Origin of the sequence: Bradyrhizobium sp. 137 (genome assembly GCF_023074095.1) — a bacterium.
Classification (GTDB): domain Bacteria; phylum Pseudomonadota; class Alphaproteobacteria; order Rhizobiales; family Xanthobacteraceae; genus Bradyrhizobium.
In genome coordinates, this window is sequence record NZ_JADPKU010000050.1 from 1 (window position 1) to 16,162 (window position 16,162).

Below are 16,162 nucleotides of genomic sequence, written 5' to 3' on the forward strand. Positions count from 1 at the left end.
CTCGGTCTTGGTGGCAACCGAAAGGCTCTCCTGCAGCAAAGCCTGCAGCTTCTCCTCGCCCATCCGCTGGCGCCAGCGCGTCAGCGAAGAGCGATCGAACACCAATCGGTGCTGGAAGAACTCCTCGCCGCAGAAGAACTGGTAATAGGGGTTCTCCACCCAGCGCTCGCACAGGACCTCGTCGGAGAGGTCGTAGGTGTGCTTGAGGATCGCCAGCCCCGCCATCAGCCGCGTCGGCAATGGCGGCCGGCCCGGCTTGTCCTCGTAGACCGCCCCGAACCGCTGCTCCAGGAACGACCAGTCGATTGTCCCCGCCAGCTTCACCAGCGGGTGCCCCATATCGATGATCGCGTCCAGCCGCGAGCGCAGAAGATCGGTTTGTCCCGTCCCGCGTCGTTCCTTTGGTCGCATCGCTCCCTCCGATGCGACGACGGAATCACGACTCGTGATTCGACGGAATCCTCAAAAATGAAACTGCAAGCTTTTGGGCCGTCAAAGCCCGAAAGTTTGCAATCCCCAAGACCTTCTCGCCCCGAAAACTGATTCTTGATCAACCGCTTGGAGGTTCTTCACGGACGACTAGGTACCGTGGCGTTGGCTCGTCACCAGACGTCCTTTGGCGATACGGAGATGGCCTTCTTGCGCGACAGGCATACCCAGCATCGCGCAGTTCGCGCGCCGCCTTGGTCCGAAAATCGGAAACTCCTAGCGCCTTGAATGCGGCCGTATCTCTCACTCGCTCCTCGACGTTCCCAGCCCGCCGTGCCGGACAGATACTCCGCACAACACCCCCAGGCTTCCTGCGCAGTAGCAGGCGTGTTGACGAACCGCCTGGTTGCGGCCGTTCCGGAACAGTCTGACGTGTTTCTGCTGGGCCATCTTGTTATCCCAAAAGTCCGACGCTCGGCTAATTCGATGTCGTTTCGCGTTCGATGTGATCCGCACTAGCTAATGTCAGTCCTATGATCTGAGCTGGCAGCCCTCAAGCCAATCCCAAGATTTTCGGATACACATTCAAACAGCCTATCTGGCCCGAAACGGCGCGCCAAATTCGGGTGTCGTTTCGCGTCGATCGCTTAGCGGCACGCAAGCGGGCGTCATCGAGCTTCGACCTAAGGTTCTGACGGCCGTGTCGGCCGTCCATCTCATCCTTCCTTTTCAATGGTGTCGTTTCGCGTTCGATCTGGATCATTCGCGTTCAATTGGAGTCTGTCGGGCCGATCCAGCGGTTGAACTTTGGGCGCCTAAGCTATGGCGCTTAAAGAGATTTCTCGATGTGATCCAAACTAAGTCGTGACAGTTTCCCATGGTCCGGGCTGGCAACACTCAAGCCAATCCTAGGATTTCGGATACACTTCCCCACAACCCGGAAATCGCTGCCCCTCGGCGAATCTGACGATTGAATATCCGGCGAGAAAGGGCTGTCACACCAATGATTTTCTCTCCAAACTTCGGCGCACATCCTACAACGCATGCGCGATCTCCTTGAGGGTCTGCCCGCAGCGATCTACACCACTGATGCCGACGGCCGTATTAAATTTCTTCAATCGGGCCGCAGTCGAGATGGCGGGGCGGACGCCCAGCCTGGCGATAAATGGTGTGTAACCTGGAAACTCTATTGGCCCGACGGTCCGCCTCTGCCGCACAATGAATGTCCGATGGCAGTGGCGCTGCGTGAAAACCGCCCGGTTCGCGGGGCCGAGGCAATTGCTGAGCGTCCAGACGGCAGACGCGTGCCGTTCATTGCTTATCCGACTCCGCTCCGCGATGCGGAAGGAAACTTGGTCGGCGCCATCAACATGCTCGTCGACATCAGCGAGCGCAAGCAGGCAGAGAATGCTCAAAAGGTGCTCATCGACGAGCTGAACCACCACGTGAAAAATACGCTTGCCACGGTGCAGTCACTCGCCAGTCAGACGGCTCGCCATGCCACCGATCTGCAAGAGTTTCTGCCGACGTTCACAGGACGGCAGTTAGCTCTTGCCCGTGCCCATGACCTTCTCACGACACCCAAGTGCCAGCAGCCGGGTCTTTGGGGCTTAGGCGCAAAGCGATCTCAATCGGAGAAAACGCTTCACCCGCGCGTCCCGCCGTAACAAGTACGATCCCCTTGGATGCATACGCGACGGGCGAATTGGGATCGATTTCCAAAGCTGCGTCATGTTAAGGTAAAGCTTCCTCAGGATTCCCGTAGTTCAGAATGTTTCCGTTGGCTACGTGCGCGTTTGCGGTCGCCGGTCGTTTTGCAAGAACTTGATCTATTAGCTTGATCGCCCTCTTTTTGTCCTCGACTACGGATGGTGACCATCCGTAGATCACGCCATCCGCTATGCACAACGTCTTGCCGATGATTGCATCAACGTTGTCCGGATCGAGGCGCAGTGCGCTATCGAACAGGTCGTTTGCCTCTGCATTCGTTAACTTGCTCCGGGGGCCATAGCGCTTCGCCCAGCCGCGCATGCTGAAATCCACAGCGTCTGGATTGGTTGGCCTATCCATTTGGCTGCGCCGGCTTTCAGCCTGGATGAGCTCGACGTTGAGGGAGCGGGCGAGCCGAGCCGTGACCTGGTCCTGCAAGGCAGTAAGGTTTGACCGATCGCCGTCAAAGCGGTCCGACCAGACGTCACGACCAGTCGACAGGTCGGAAAGTGATACGTTCATACGGACCCGATCTCCGGCCCGCTGCACCGCGCCCTGTACCGCCCATCGGATACCAAGGTCCTTGCCGAGCGTCTTCAGATCGACCTGCTTATTCTTATAGGTGAAAGCCGTCCCGCGCCCGATCACGAATGTCTCGGGCATTTGCGCGAGATCTGTCGTCAGATCGGTCGTAATGCCGTTGGCGAAATAGTCCTGCTCCGCATCGTTGTTGAGATTTGCAAATGGTAGGACAACGAGGGACAATCGGGGCGCAACGTCGGGCCGGATCGTAGCCTGTTTCTGCGTTTTTTGGCTCTCCGGAGACACGTCTGTGCGGAGCGTCTTTGTCTGGTCTGGGACCACAAGCGGCCTTCGTGGCACCGTCCGCCACCTGTTCGCTCGGGACCCGAGAGCCGACGCTGCTTAAGGGCAGCTATGAGGTCACCAGCGGCGGTCGAGGGAAGCGCCCGGCGTGCCCGTTCCAAGCCAGACAGCTGACGTACTGCCAGCCGGACCGCTATTCAGCTCAGGGCCCCTAAGCGGAAATCGCAACGAGCCGCACTGTCGAGCTTGGCTGTCGGGGATCTCAACCCGATCCACTCACGAAGTTCTTCAGCGGCATCGCCGGCGGGTTGTGCTGATCCACCCGTTTCCATTTCCCTGCACAGTTTAGCAAATATGTTGACTAAAGCGACCCTCGCGTCCCAACCCCCGTCCTCACTGGCGCATGGCTTATGGTCAACCCTGAAGTCCGATTTGGGTCGGCGAGCTAGTGATGGCCAGTCACGCAGGTGTTGGAGCGTCGACGAGGTCGCCGATACAGAAATGAGACATGTGGGCGACAGCTTCAGGACTGTGATAGTCACCGAATTCGGCAGTAGCTTCCTTGCCGGCATACATGCGGGCGATTCCTGCGCCACCGGGGTGATGGGGTGCCCACTCCGTGATATCGTAGACTTTTCCCCGGATGATGACCCAGCAGTCGTCGCGCGTTTTGTGCAGGGCGACTTCTTCGCGCGTGACCGGGCGTGGAGCCCTGGCGGGAGCAGCCGGTGTCCAGAACTCGCGGGTGATCGCGGGGTAGTTGGCCTTTGCGGCGCGGCGGAAGTCCCACGGCCCCAATCTCTTGGGAGGCAATTCGGCGCCGATGTTTCGGGCATCGTACGCATAGATCCAGGAGTCGTCCTCACCGCCCCGCTTGTCGTGGGCAAATGCCGGGCTCACCCGCTCGTCGATCTTTTCGAGCAGAGCCTTCTGCTCAGCGGTGTCCTTGGCCCGCAAATGATCGAAGGCGAACTTGGAGCCGAGCTGGAATCGGGTCGCGCGATAATGCCGCACGCGTTCGTAGTGCAACAGTGCTGTGGCCACGTCGCGGCCGTGCAGGGTGAACGCGCAAGCGAGCGCGGCGGCGTCCTCGAAGGACTGCGCGGCGCCCTGGCCGAACGTCGGAAGCATCGGATGCGCCGCGTCGCCGAGCAGACAGATACGATCTTGCACCCAGGTTTCGAGGGCGTCACGATCGTAGAGGCCCCATTTCGTAGGTCGAACGATCGCGCCCGCCAAAGCGAGCAGATCGTCTCTGCTGGGGTGCCCAGTAAATGCTTCAGCCACATCGCGAACGATCTCCTCGTGTCTGACAGGAAACCAGTCGCCCTCCTCCTGCTCGAATGCGGCAGAGTCCGGCTCATAGCGGGCGATCCACACGTTCAACAACTCGCCCCGGCGCACCCAGTACGTTGTCGCCCCGCTCCGCTCGCTCCGGTGCCGGTCCATGCTGAAGGAGTGGATGGGGTTGTGGTCCAGCGGGCTACCGTCAGTCTTGCGGAGCGAGGCGACCACCGCCCGCGGAATAAGTCCACGGAAGCAGGTCACCTCCGTCCACCGCTTGGGACGCGGGTTCGGCCACGCCAGCTGCAAGGTGGCGGAGTTGATTCCGTCGGCGCCGACGAGAACCTCTCCCGCGGCGCTTCGACCATTCGAAAAACTCGCCGTCACCTCGCCCGCGGTCTGATGCAGCTGCGTCAGCCGACAGTCCATGTGCACGGTGATCGGGCACGGCGCCCCGCTTTCGGGACCGAACTCGAACACGCGCTTGTACAGACACATCAACAGGTCAAGCCTGTGCATGTGATGGAAGCCGGCGCCGTCGCCCGCGGCGGTGACATGATCGAACGGCCTCTGCGTCACCGTCCCATCGGCGTTGAACTGCCTTGTCGACTCCAGAATTGCGGCCCGGCCACCGTCGATCACCCCGTCGGGGCCCCTGGGATCCCCGCCATCCAGGTCAACGCCCAGCCAACGACATATTCGCGCCCCGTTGGGCGGTACGTTCAACCCGGCGCCTGCAGTGCTCGGCACCTTGGTTTGCTCGTAGACATCGACCGAGGCGAAGACGCCGGACTGCCGCAGCGCCAACGCCGTCATCAACCCGCCCATTCCTGCGCCGATGATCACTGCCCGCATCTGTCGCCCTTGCCAAGTAAGCGAACGCACCGATTACCCAGCTCGTGGCGGAGCACGGTGGGTGCCGCTCGAATTAACTCGAGAGTAGCTTCGGGTTGACCAGCAATAAAGCAGCTTCTGGCGGAACCGGACGTGCTAGCTTCACAATCGCCAACGAGCCCGCAGTAGCATGCTCGAGCTGCCTATCGGGATAGGGTTGCTCGACCGTCTTGGTCGGCACGAACCGCATGTTAGGTCTCGTGACCGCCTCGCAAATCGCCTCTGCGTCCTTGGTGTCGTTCTTCTGCCGCTTGACGTAGGGCTTCACGTACGCCGGAGGCATCAAGCGCACCGTATGCCCCAACGCCTGCAGTTCGCGGGACCAATAGTGGGATGGCGCGCAAGCCTCCATCCCCACCAGGCACGGCGGGAACTTCTCAAAAAACGACAGCATGAAACGGGCCTTGAGTTGGCGACGAATCACCACCTGGCCGGCTGCATCGACGCCATGCACTTGAAAGACCGACTTTCCAGATGTCCAGACCGATCGTCGAAATTAACTGCATGCGCTGCTCCTCCGAATCGTGGGAGCCTCAAACGGCGCCCAATCATTGGCACTCTCGTGCCCGTGGAGGAGCCGTCCACAGCATCAGAAGCGGAAGTCTCGCACCTAGTGCAGTCTCATTTTTCCGGCGAACACACGAACGATCATTCGAGCAAACCCGCCACTCGAAATGCGTGCGCTCCAGGGCCGTTCGGACCCAATCGCATTGACCGAATGCGATATCGACAGTTGCCGACTACACCATCGACGTCGCAACGGTGCAAACACCTTGCAGTGCAGCTACGGAACAATATTACATCTGAGAGATTCCAGGAACGAAACGGGTCGTCAGTCTTTCTCTGGGCTTTGTGAGGTGGCCATGACTTCTCAGACCATAGAAGGCGCGTGTGCGTTCGCTTGGCGGAATTACTTGCTGTTCCACAGCGGCATCAGCGAGAACGGTAATAGGCGTTCTGCCCTCTATCGCTACGTCGCCAATGTTCGTGATTCGGGTCAAGATGATTTCGATCTCTTGCAAATAGCGGCCGTCGCGTACTTAAAAAAACTGGATGAACTGCACGACGACCGACGTGCGAGGCTCGCGGCAGATCAAGTCTTGGCTGAATGCTTAGAGTCACGCAGGGCACAACCCACCACATAGCTTACGGCGAGAACATCAAAACGAGGGAGAGAAACGCATGGCAGACGAGACCGCTAACGAAAACCGTTTCGCGCGCGACCAACAAGGTCCCATCAGCGCAGCGACTGCAATCGGTATGAATGCCTTGAAGGCAATTATGCACTTTCAAGTCTCAATGCTGAGGATGTGGGCCGACAGTATTGAGAGGTTGGCGGGCAATTACGAAAAGGGGTTGGAAGAAACCGCGACCGCCGTACAGGAACAGTCGAACAAGGAACGCGCCGCGTAAATCAACGCAATGGAGTCCACGAGCGTCGTTCGGCAACTCGGCAGGTTGCTTCCGGTTTGCCCGATGAACCGACAACAGAGACGCCGCCCGGACCTTGCTTGTACCGGTCGCTCTCATATTCGGGCAAATTCCTATTCAATATATGGCGGACTTGGCTGGCTAGAGGTAGAGTGCGCCCGCTGTAAGACCCGCGCCAGTCTCCCGCTAGAGGCCATCCGCCGGCCGAAAGATACGCCGCTCTGGAAGCTGGAAGCTTCCCTCAGATGCCGACCATGTCGCACCGCCCGGTACGCGCCACCTCCCCGCATGGTCAAGCTAACCGAGACAAGGCAGATCACGCCTTGTAAGTGGGTCCATCCCCCAGGAGCGCTAGTTTGCCGCTGAACGTCCCCACGCCAAACCGGAAGCCGCCGCCCGAAAGCTCGTCCAGCTCGCCGCCAGTGTCGTGCCCGTCCAGGACGGCCGCATCCATATTGAAAAAATCAACGCACCGTTCCTCCACACGCTCAAAGCTAGCGGCGAGGAGGTCGGTGCCGGCCTAAAGTTCGCTATTGAGCGCGGCTGGCTGCAGCTGCACGAGAGCGGGACCTATGTTCGGCTCCGCAGCGGCGGCGACATGATATAATCTTCTGGCGGCCTGATCGGGAACCACAAGGAGACTGATCCATGGCGAAGAAAATCAAACAGTTTCGCAAGCAAGCTGAAAAGGCTGCGCGCGCAGCAAAGTCGGCTGCAGATGCCGGGGTGTCCGAGGAACTGCAGGCACTAGCACGCGCGTTCCAAAGCCAGGCCGACGTCCTGAAATCGAAAAAGCGAGCAGGCAAGAAGCAACGATGAGGCGGCCTTACTACGCCTCTTCCCTTTGAAACGGCTGGTAGGCCGGGGGGTCCTTGTTTATGCGGTTTCCGGATTGCATCAGATCAGCGAGTGTGGTTGCGGCTCGATCTATTCTGCGAACGGCTTCTGCCTGTTGGAGGCAGAAGCGAGTCATACTGAGGTCACGCCGCGCGGCTAGGACCTCGTGCAACACATGATCGAGTGCCTCCCCAACATTGTTCTTCTCAGCGGGTTCTGAACCGATACCGGCCGCGGCGCGGCGCACGGGCGTGCGTTGATCAGCCATTGGATCACTCTACCAGATGATGCTCGTCGTCAGGCGTCCCTGTCCACAGTCGGGACGGGTCCTGCTTTGTAGCGAACCCGCCCGCTGTGGCCGATCTACGGCTAATGTATGGAGTGCTGCCGCCATTCAAGGAACACAGGTTCCTTCTGTGCACGGTATCAGGAAGGTCGCGTGTGCCTGCCGCCGCGAAAGAAATGCGGCCTCAGCACTATATGCGTTGAGGGGGCGATGCCGAGGCCGCTGGAGGTGCTTGGCGCGGATCGACAAGGGAATCGAGCTCGACGGATTCGTTCTGCTCGCTTCTGAACATTGGAACCACGAACTCGATTCGCAATCGCCTACCTCAACACCTATTTTCCCCGCATGCGCATGGCGTATGAGCTCTGCCTGGCGGCCAGCGGTAAGCAGGTCTCGTCAGGACTGGACTGAATTCGTGAGGTGAAGCACGACGGCTACCGGATGCTTCCGGGAGAACGAGCGAGCGCGCCTCCTCTCTCGAACCTACAAAAGCAGCGGTACGTTGATCGCCATGGCCCCGAGCGAAGTCCGAGCCTGGTTGACCAATATCGGCGTGCTTGCCGCGCGACCAGGCGCGTTCGCCGTGTTTCTCCTTTATGCCGCGCTTTGGATCATCTTCGGCAATGGACGGGACTGGCACTCGCTTGCCACGCTTGCGACCTGGGGAATGACCCTCGTGATCCAGCGCGCCGGGCACCGCGACACACAGGCCATTCATGCGAAGCTCGACGGACTCCTGAAGGTTCATGACGATGCCAAAAACTCACTTATGAATATCGATGACAGGGACGCCGAGGAAGTCGAGCGAGAGCGAGCACAGGTCCGTACGTCGTGAGCTAATGATGCACTCGAATCACGTTGACCGCTCTTCCCTTCAGGTTCCAGAATTAACCCGCCACCGCGGCATCAAGCTTAACTGCAGACTTTGATTGCAGCGAAGCTGCGGAGCGCTAGCTTTTTATCGCCGGACATTGCCCTTGGTCCGGGTCCCCAAGTGTCGAAGCCGTCGCGCCACCATACTCGTCGCGGTGGCTTCCGCTGGGCTGTAGGCCTCTCGCGCGAGTTTCATTTGAAAAAGGCAGTCAGACCGCGAAACCATCGATCTCATTGAGATGCGTCGGCAACTCACGGCCCTGCGCTCGCAACACTCGGACAACCTTGCGATAGCATCGCTACTGAACCGCTTCCTCGTGAAGGTTGCATTCCTCTCAGAGCCTAAAGACCCGGAGCATGAACAGTATCTCCGATCTAAGTTTGCACAGACGCTGAAGAAGGTAGAGGCGATCACCTCGCGCAGGCCAGCAGCGAAGCGATCAGCGACCATGAAGCCGCCCAAGTAACTCATTGCGCTTGTCGGCGGCTGCGCCGATGCAAAATGCAGTCGCGAAGTCGTCCTTCGCGCACTGGCGCCTTCGCGGCCAAGCTCAGCTCGAGCCAGCGTTGGGGAAGCCACTAACTTGTAGCAAGTGGCCGTAGTAATTCATGCCGACGCTCAGACACTCAGCTGAAATCTATGCAGCTCTAACTACTTGCACTGGGGAGTGTAGAGGAGCGGATATCCGCAGACATTGCAAGATGAGTCTGCAGATGCTGTTATCGCGCTCACTGTCGTAAGTGCGTCGCGGAGCATACATTGAGAGCGTGACAATTGGAGTCGAATTGGACCACGATTCAATGTTGGCTACTGCCATTGTGGTGTCAGCAGAGGCGCGCCCTACCCTGGCTAGCCTGCTCGGCCGGCTTCAACCGCGGCCAGAAGCCGACTAGTTGGTAGGGTTCGCGTTTGAACTCTCCCGCGCCGTCATTATTGTGACTGGATTGCCAATTGCCGTTCGCGCGGCGCGGATGCTGTCGATGAACCAGCTTCGCGGCCGCGTTCAAACCAAGCGGACCACCATGTCCTCTAGCTCCAACACCAATATCGCCAAGAAAGCTCGCACGAAGGCTGAGGCGGATTTCGCCACTTGGCTCATGATGGCCAAGCTCGGTGGTTTCGATGACCTACCGTCCAACGCCCAAAGCTTTCTGACCAATTATCGAGCCCGGCTCGAGATCATGAGCGAGGTCGAGTCCACGGCCCTGGCCGTTCGCGAAGTATACAGCGCTTATTACAGCGAGATGGGAGGTGTAGGCGCAGCTCCGGAACCAAAGGCTCGGACGCCAATGACACAGAGCAAAGTCGTGCGGTCACAGAGACGGCTCAGAGTTCAACCCGGTCAGTCGCCTGCACGCCATTCGACGGGGCCAATGACTCGAAAATCGGTGCCGGCACTGCTGATCTTCGCGAGCATGGTAGCACTGATTGCCGCTTTCATATTCCTAGCGCATTAAAATCGCCTGCCGACGTTTGCGATGTCCGATTCTCGCCCGATAGGGAATAATGGCATAAATCGTGTGCCACGGAGAGCCGACGTGGCAACGGTTTTAGCGTTGTTCACTTCAGGGCCATCTGCATTGGCTTCGTGTCGAGAGACGAGCGGCGCAAGGGCCATATCAAAGCGGGCAGCAAAATCCCCGTAGCGATCCCCACAAAGTCGATTTCACGTTCAGGCTTCGCGGCGTGGAGTCGGGAAGGACGAAGAGGGTTGACCCTAAACCGTCTTCGCGTCGGGAGGAGCCGTCCACAGCATCAATAGGCGACCTTCTACTCGGTCTATTACGCGGACAACTGAACCTCTATCCCCGGCCTCGCCCGCAGCCGCAGCCAAATCGGGGGGGACCGTCAGAGACTTAAACAGAGACGAAAGCGGAAACAACATTGCTATGTCCCCACTCGGCGTTCCAATCGAACCGTCGAATGATGGCGCCAATTCATTGAATACAGCCGAGGGCAGCGGCTCTTGATCTCCTTCATCTGCAATGTGAGCATACGCGCGCCGAGATGACGCCTCATGGTCATCGTCGCGAAGTGTGACGAACATTATAGAGTTGCTGAATCGAAAAATGGGATGGTCCCCCCGCGCTGCAATCGAGCAGCCGCAAAAACCAGGGATCACGACAATGAAATCTTCTCGCCTCGCTCTAGCTCTAGCCGCCGCGCTCAGCCTAGGCGCCTTTGTTGGCTCTGCACAAATCTCTCCAGCCTCGGCCGGCCAGTGGGACTGGTTAGGAAATAAGCCATATGTCGACTGCGTGAAACGCGCTGACATGGCGCGCGTCGAAGCTCAGCGCGTGAGCTCAACGCCAGGAATCGCTGAAGCCATCCAAAAGAAGGGTGTAAATGATTGCAACCGTCTATACTATCCATCCAACGCCAACTCTTCTCACACGCTCGGCAAGCGCAAAGGGTGATACAGACACTCGCACCAAATCGGCCTTGAGTGCAGATCATGATGCGACAGAGACAATCGCATCATGATTTTTTCCCTTGCCCAGATGAGCTGCAGGCTCAACGTGGAGAACATTGCGACCTTCGCAAATCGCGTGGGCGGTTGGATGAGGCAAGAAGGATCCGACAAGTGCTTTGAAGTCGCACGATGCTTGACACACCTTTCCAAGGCTGTGGACCGACACGTTCACGCCAGCGGCGCTCAAGTGACCGATAGCGGCCGCGCCAAAACAGAAAGGTGGCAACGTGGGGCTTCGCCTACTCGGCTTGAAGGTTGCCGAGGCAGGGATCGCCTTGGTTTCGGTCTCGAATACGCTTGGCGTTTACGGGCAAGAGCGGTGGAAGTGGATGACCAGGCTGGAAGCCGCTTTGCGAATTCGTCGCTCTTCTTGGTGAGCGCCGCGGTCTGGCGCGCGCAGTTCTGCCGACGAGTACGAAGCGGCGTCAATGTCCACAGTAAAGCAAGTATCAGAGAGTGTGCGGGAGGTGGGGCGCAACGTTCGAGAATCTCTGGAGCAAGGCCAACAGTACAGCGCGTGGTCCCAAATTGTTCGTGACGTGGTCAGGGAAGCTCCTCTAGCTTCGCTGGCCGTCGCTTTCCTCATCGGGTATGTCATCGCGCGGCGGTAACGCCGCTCAGCTAAGAGAGTAACAGGTAGGTTCTGGATGCTGTGCAACTCGGAGTGACGCGCCCGCCCGATATAAGTCTCGCGCTTGATCGGCATTGGACTGGTCGCCACAAGCGCCTCCTGCCAACTGGCGCCTTTTCGTCACCTGGCGATATTCGCAAGCGTAGCGTCGTGCCGCGCGCGCTGCGCCGATAAAGATGCCGGTGCGCCGGCAGTTGGACCTGTTGGATCAAACGGGGCCGCATCGCGCCCTTTGGTCGGCAAAGCCGTACCAAGCCAACGGGAGGGCCAATGCACAGAGAGCTGCCATCGGCAAGAACGCAGCTCCTGCATATCGAGCATAAAGAATGCCGGACAGCGATATCAACGCAGCGGTAACGAGGCCTGAACCAAGGGCATAAAGGGCTTGGGCGGTGGCGGCTACCGTCGGGGAGACAACTGCCCTCATCATGTCCATGCAAGCGAGATGGAGCAGCGCAAAGGTCAACCCGTGTAAGGGCTGAATCATTGAGAGAAGCACAATAGAAGTCGTCGCTCCCTCAATCAGCCAACGTATGATGCCGGCCGCGGCTGCTAAGATGGCCGCACCACGCACGCCAAACCGTTCAATCAACCGAGGACCAACGAAAAAGAAGACCAAAACTTCTGCCGCCACCGCTTCCGACCACAGAACGCTTATGACGGAAGTTCCTATTCCAGCGTCGCTCCACCGAATGACGGCAAATGCGTCGTGCATCGAGTGACTTCCATAGACCAAAGCGGAAACCAAAATCAGGATCCGAAATCGCGGGATCGCCAAAAGAGCACCTACCTCACCGAAGGCCAACGATGCCGGCGGCGCAGGTGGAGCGGCTTGAGCGTTAACAGCGGGCATAAACACCGTCGCGCTGGCCGCTGCGATCAGTAGGCTGGCATTCATCCAGATAACCGGCATGAGGTCAGCAGGACCGATCAGTTGTCCAACGACGATCGTGCCCACGACGAAGGCGGCCGAGCCCGAACCCCGTATCCAGCCGTATTCAAATGGCCTTCCGCCCATTTGAGGTTTCGCTGCATTCACTGACAACGCGTCCGCAATCGAGGTCGTCGGAGCAAGTGCCGCAGCCTGAGCCAACGCTAGAACAAGCAACCACCAGAATCCATCTGCCCAGACGAAGCCAGCTGCCGCTCCGGCCGCCAACACGGCACAGCTTGCGAGCACAAGGCGCAATGAACCGAGGACGTCGGCGAGCCTTGCAAGACACGGACCGGAGACAAGCCGCACCAACATTGCCGCAGCGAGGATTGAACCGATCTGCTGAGGCGTCAGAGCTCTCGTCTCGAAAAGCTTAGGCCAGAATGGCGATGCCGCACCGAACGCAGCGTACAGGGCGCCGTAAAGAGCAATATAGGCGATTGGTCCAGCCACAGCCTAAAGCCACTGAAATCGGTTTCGCCGGTGTTTTACGCCAAGCTCTCCACCCAACTTGCAACACCGTTCATTGCACCTAGTCGATCTGCCTTTTCAAGCTCTTCTACTATCGCTCGTATCCGGTCGTGCGGCACCGCTGGCATCATCCCACTGGTGACTCCGGCCCATCTGGAACGGAACGAGGGCCGCGCACGCGGTGGGCGCGGCCTTTTCCTGTACCCGGGATCAATCGTCCCGCTCACCACCACCCGCCGGAAAAGAGGTCGTACCGTTCGAAGGCCAGCCGTGGCTCGGGCGGTCGGCTCGACGATTTCGCCAACCGCTTTGCATGCGGACGCGCCTCAGTAGATGTGCGGGCACGCGGTTCTTTCTTGATCTGGTGGGGAGCTGCAGCAGGCATGGCGGCCAGGGCCTCCCGCATTGCCTGGTGCGGTACTTCGGCCGTCGGCTCGGCCTGCACCATCTCCGGAACATCGGTGCGCGGGCGCGTGTCGAAGACGATCTTCTCCGGAAGGCTCCTTGCCGAGCTGATCCGGATGGTCGTCCTGTCGGGGTCGGCCGCGCCTGCGCGCTCGACTGGCGCCGGCAGGTACCGGTCCGCTGCGAAGAGCAGCGCCAGCAGCAGCCCGCTCAGGAACGCGAAATAACGGATGATCGGCATGGACAGCCGCTTGCAAATGAAGGGAATCGATTTCGACGGTCCGGACGTGGCTGAAGGCGGGCCGCTTCCTTCAGCGGCCCGCCTTCGAGGACTACTCCACCTCTTGGACCACGGTGCGCGTCGACGGGTCCACCAGCATCACGCGCTCGCCGGAGTAGACGTAGCGATACTTCGTAAGAGAGGGCCCCCATTCGGCCGGCACGGACTCGAGCTCGAGCTCGCGCGGCACGGGCGAGCCGACCACGATCTTCTCGCGGCTCTCTACCGGACGGATCTTGTGTTCCGTCACGTAGCTCCGGATCTTCGTGCGGTATTCCGGCTCGATCTGCACGGCCGCGGCGTGGCTCGTCCCGGTGGTTGTGACCACCGTGGACTGGGCCATCGCGCCCGTCGAGATCAGCGCGGCGGCCGCGCACGTCAGCATCAGCTTCTTCATGCATATCTCCTCGCCGCAGCATGCAGCCTGCATGAACCCGCGAATGGTGGCAAGGTTCCGGACGCGCGGCAGCACGATTGCCGCTTTTGCCCGCGCGAGCACAGGATGATACGGAGAGGCTAAGCCTCACCCCGTCGCCATCGGCGCGGCACTCGACGTAGCGGCGCACCTCATGGGTGTGGTTGTGGCGACGACCCTCGCATACGGGACAGCACGTCGCGCGCGTCGGAGCCCTAATCCACGCGCAGCTTACGAAAAGGCGCAAAAATAGCCGTGCGAACCGAGGTGACGGCATTCCACAACTTGGCGAACCACGGAAGCGTCAAAAGCTTCGGCTTGACGATCACAAAGAGCCTTTCGACGACACACAGGCTAAGGAGATAGCAGGCGACGATCATCGCGGTCCCGGTGATCCAATGGCCTTTGCCGGCAACCGCCAACGCAACAAGCTTCAACGGTTCGACCGTCGCCGTGGGTACTGCCAATAGAAGGAGCGACGGATAGGGGCCGAGGTTTTTGATCGTTAGCTTCAAGCCCATCACGGGTGCTCCTACCCGCTAACTTCCCGTCATGCGCGATGTTCCGGCTTTGGAACGTCTGCCACATTTCCCCGCACGGCGCCGGGCCTCAAATATGACCGCGCCAGCATCGATTTGGGTGCCCGGGAAGACGTAGCGCGATCGGCGCGAGCGTCCGTTGGACGCACGCGCTCAATCGAGGTGAAGATCACGGCCAGTCGGCTTCAGCAAACTTCAATCCGGGCCGCGCCAATTCATTCTGCAATCGCTCTGCTTGCTCTAGTGGCATCAACCTGATGCCGACTAAGTCGGGAGCGATTGCTCGAGAAAGAAGCGAAGCATCTCCCTGCTTGCATCCGGGCCGCTTGGATCCGTGTAGGATCCCGCCGGACTTCCTCCCGACCAAGCGTGGCCTGCGCCGTGAACATTCCAGTGTTCGGAGACCGCGCGCCCGCTCACGTCGGTCAGAATGGTGCGGGTATACGCGTGCCCGTGTGGCACTTTTCCACCGATGACCTTCGCATTGAAATCCGACGCATTACCCGATTGTTCGGCGATACGGTCGCCGTTGTTCGGATGCACCGTTGTGTCTCGGTCGCCATGGAAAACGATGGTCGGCACCTGCGGTCCGCGATGGGAAATGATAGAACGGGCTCCCTGCCGCATGGCGACAAGAGCGGAGGGAAGATCACTGGCAGCTCCGCAAACCAAGCCCGAATGGATGCCAACGGCGGCGTAGAGGTCGGGGTGCGTCGCAGCCATGATGGCAGCCGCCGCGCCGCCGGCGGACAGCCCCGCTACGTACACGCGCTTTGGGTCGATCCGATGATCCTGCATGACCTGGCGGGTGATGCCCGCGATAAGCGAAGGCTCGCCGCCATCCCGTTCCTGGTCACCAGTACGAAACCAATTCCAGCATTTCGACTGATTGGCTGCGCGCGGCTGCTCGGGATAGACCACGAAACAATTCCGGGCCAGAAAATTCATGCGTGTGCCGGCCGCGAAATCGTCCGCCGACTGGGTGCAGCCGTGAAGCATGACGACGAGGGGAAGGGGCTCTCCTCGAGAGCGGCTCGGGATGAACAGCTTGTAGGCTCGAACTCCGGCCGCGTTGCGGAATGTGCCGGCAATGAATTGCGTCCCGTCGGGCGCGACATCCGACATGGACGGAGGAGCGCGCAATATCGGGCCTCGCAGACCGAGGCCAGCGAACTCTTGCATGTTGTCCAAAGGCGCGGGCCGTCCGCGCCGCTGCGCGGAAGCGGCCCGCGTGGCTGGGCGCCTTTCCTTCTTCCCGACCACGTCGGCCTTCACCTCGATGGTCGGCGGCTCCAGCCGCGCTGGCGCCGGAGGGCCCGCGCGATCAAACGGTTCTGCGGCAGTTTCACCCCGGAGCATGCGCTGCAGAAGCGCAGTGGCCTCGACCAACTTGCCCGCACGCGTGAGACGAGTGGCCTCATGGATCGTATTTCGATTCAGCATC

General features: G+C 59.8%; 16 protein-coding genes and 2 pseudogenes. 9 read left to right on the top strand and 9 right to left on the bottom strand.

Annotated features, from left to right (window positions below; genetic code table 11):
* On the bottom strand, positions 1-411 hold a 411-nt coding region (locus IVA78_RS12295; RefSeq protein WP_247464310.1), incomplete at its 3' end, for a transposase.
* 1,061 nt (positions 412-1,472) lie between these two features.
* Here IVA78_RS12295 and IVA78_RS12300 point away from each other — a divergent pair.
* Entirely contained in the window at positions 1,473-2,096 is a 624-nt protein-coding gene (locus IVA78_RS12300) for an HWE histidine kinase domain-containing protein (protein WP_247415314.1), read from the top strand.
* Between the two features lie 67 nt (positions 2,097-2,163).
* Here IVA78_RS12300 and IVA78_RS12305 read toward each other — a convergent pair whose 3' ends face one another.
* The 3 genes and pseudogenes from IVA78_RS12305 to IVA78_RS12315 all read right to left on the bottom strand — a co-directional run.
* Complete coding sequence (locus tag IVA78_RS12305; protein WP_247465464.1) at positions 2,164-2,904, bottom strand: hypothetical protein; 741 nt, start codon at positions 2,902-2,904, stop codon at positions 2,164-2,166.
* A gap of 519 nt (positions 2,905-3,423) precedes the next feature.
* Positions 3,424-5,103 carry a cytochrome b5 domain-containing protein gene (locus tag IVA78_RS12310; RefSeq protein ID WP_247415318.1) on the bottom strand — a complete coding sequence of 560 codons (1,680 nt, stop codon included), beginning with the start codon at positions 5,101-5,103 and terminating at the stop codon, positions 3,424-3,426.
* Positions 5,104-5,299: 196 nt separating this feature from the next.
* Positions 5,300-5,648 (bottom strand): annotated as a pseudogene (locus tag IVA78_RS12315) (transposase); the annotation flags it as partial.
* Between the two features lie 357 nt (positions 5,649-6,005).
* On the opposite strand from IVA78_RS12315, the gene IVA78_RS12320 reads away from it, so the two are divergent.
* The 8 genes and pseudogenes from IVA78_RS12320 (at position 6,006) to IVA78_RS12355 (ending at position 10,987) form a co-directional block, all read left to right on the top strand.
* The gene (locus IVA78_RS12320) at positions 6,006-6,287 is read left to right on the top strand and encodes a hypothetical protein (RefSeq protein WP_247465467.1); all 282 of its coding nucleotides are present in this window, start codon (positions 6,006-6,008) and stop codon (positions 6,285-6,287) included.
* Between the two features lie 37 nt (positions 6,288-6,324).
* Entirely contained in the window at positions 6,325-6,555 is a 231-nt protein-coding gene (locus IVA78_RS12325; protein WP_247465470.1) for a hypothetical protein, read from the top strand.
* A gap of 144 nt (positions 6,556-6,699) precedes the next feature.
* Positions 6,700-6,939, top strand: a pseudogene (locus IVA78_RS12330) (hypothetical protein); the annotation flags it as partial.
* Positions 6,940-7,000: 61 nt separating this feature from the next.
* Positions 7,001-7,180, top strand: coding sequence for a hypothetical protein (locus IVA78_RS12335; protein ID WP_247465474.1), 180 nt, complete (start codon positions 7,001-7,003; stop codon positions 7,178-7,180).
* A gap of 41 nt (positions 7,181-7,221) precedes the next feature.
* Positions 7,222-7,392 (top strand): hypothetical protein, encoded by a 171-nt coding sequence (locus tag IVA78_RS12340; protein WP_247465478.1) that lies wholly within the window; start codon positions 7,222-7,224, stop codon positions 7,390-7,392.
* Between the two features lie 815 nt (positions 7,393-8,207).
* Positions 8,208-8,531: a low affinity iron permease family protein gene (locus IVA78_RS12345; protein WP_247279956.1), complete on the top strand. Its 324-nt coding sequence runs from the start codon at positions 8,208-8,210 to the stop codon at positions 8,529-8,531.
* Positions 8,532-9,592: 1,061 nt separating this feature from the next.
* On the top strand, positions 9,593-10,027 hold the full coding sequence (locus IVA78_RS12350) for a hypothetical protein (protein WP_247279955.1): 435 nt from the start codon (positions 9,593-9,595) through the stop codon (positions 10,025-10,027).
* 669 nt (positions 10,028-10,696) lie between these two features.
* Positions 10,697-10,987 carry a hypothetical protein gene (locus IVA78_RS12355; protein WP_247279939.1) on the top strand — a complete coding sequence of 97 codons (291 nt, stop codon included), beginning with the start codon at positions 10,697-10,699 and terminating at the stop codon, positions 10,985-10,987.
* A gap of 895 nt (positions 10,988-11,882) precedes the next feature.
* Here IVA78_RS12355 and IVA78_RS12360 read toward each other — a convergent pair.
* From IVA78_RS12360 to IVA78_RS12380, 5 genes are all read right to left on the bottom strand, one after another.
* Positions 11,883-13,061 carry an MFS transporter gene (locus IVA78_RS12360; protein ID WP_247465481.1) on the bottom strand — a complete coding sequence of 393 codons (1,179 nt, stop codon included), beginning with the start codon at positions 13,059-13,061 and terminating at the stop codon, positions 11,883-11,885.
* A 241-nt stretch (positions 13,062-13,302) separates the two neighbouring features.
* A complete protein-coding gene (locus IVA78_RS12365; RefSeq protein ID WP_247279937.1) occupies positions 13,303-13,725 on the bottom strand; it encodes a hypothetical protein in 423 nt (140 codons plus the stop codon).
* Between the two features lie 91 nt (positions 13,726-13,816).
* A complete protein-coding gene (locus IVA78_RS12370; RefSeq protein WP_247279936.1) occupies positions 13,817-14,161 on the bottom strand; it encodes a DUF1236 domain-containing protein in 345 nt (114 codons plus the stop codon).
* A gap of 233 nt (positions 14,162-14,394) precedes the next feature.
* Positions 14,395-14,700 carry a hypothetical protein gene (locus tag IVA78_RS12375; protein ID WP_247465527.1) on the bottom strand — a complete coding sequence of 102 codons (306 nt, stop codon included), beginning with the start codon at positions 14,698-14,700 and terminating at the stop codon, positions 14,395-14,397.
* A 282-nt stretch (positions 14,701-14,982) separates the two neighbouring features.
* Complete coding sequence (locus IVA78_RS12380) at positions 14,983-16,161, bottom strand: PHB depolymerase family esterase (protein WP_247465483.1); 1,179 nt, start codon at positions 16,159-16,161, stop codon at positions 14,983-14,985.
* Position 16,162: the final 1 nt, after the last annotated feature.

Bases quoted from the DNA above. Each gene is read 5' to 3' on its own strand.
- IVA78_RS12300 (WP_247415314.1), top strand. From the start codon at position 1,473: ATGCGCGATCTCCTTGAGGGTCTGCCCGCAGCGATCTACACCACTGAT.
- IVA78_RS12310 (WP_247415318.1), bottom strand. From the start codon at position 5,103: ATGCGGGCAGTGATCATCGGCGCAGGAATGGGCGGGTTGATGACGGCG.
- IVA78_RS12320 (WP_247465467.1), top strand. From the start codon at position 6,006: ATGACTTCTCAGACCATAGAAGGCGCGTGTGCGTTCGCTTGGCGGAAT.
- IVA78_RS12325 (WP_247465470.1), top strand. From the start codon at position 6,325: ATGGCAGACGAGACCGCTAACGAAAACCGTTTCGCGCGCGACCAACAA.
- IVA78_RS12340 (WP_247465478.1), top strand. From the start codon at position 7,222: ATGGCGAAGAAAATCAAACAGTTTCGCAAGCAAGCTGAAAAGGCTGCG.
- IVA78_RS12345 (WP_247279956.1), top strand. From the start codon at position 8,208: ATGGCCCCGAGCGAAGTCCGAGCCTGGTTGACCAATATCGGCGTGCTT.
- IVA78_RS12350 (WP_247279955.1), top strand. From the start codon at position 9,593: ATGTCCTCTAGCTCCAACACCAATATCGCCAAGAAAGCTCGCACGAAG.
- IVA78_RS12355 (WP_247279939.1), top strand. From the start codon at position 10,697: ATGAAATCTTCTCGCCTCGCTCTAGCTCTAGCCGCCGCGCTCAGCCTA.
- IVA78_RS12365 (WP_247279937.1), bottom strand. From the start codon at position 13,725: ATGCCGATCATCCGTTATTTCGCGTTCCTGAGCGGGCTGCTGCTGGCG.
- IVA78_RS12370 (WP_247279936.1), bottom strand. From the start codon at position 14,161: ATGAAGAAGCTGATGCTGACGTGCGCGGCCGCCGCGCTGATCTCGACG.
- IVA78_RS12375 (WP_247465527.1), bottom strand. From the start codon at position 14,700: ATGGGCTTGAAGCTAACGATCAAAAACCTCGGCCCCTATCCGTCGCTC.
- IVA78_RS12380 (WP_247465483.1), bottom strand. From the start codon at position 16,161: ATGCTGAATCGAAATACGATCCATGAGGCCACTCGTCTCACGCGTGCG.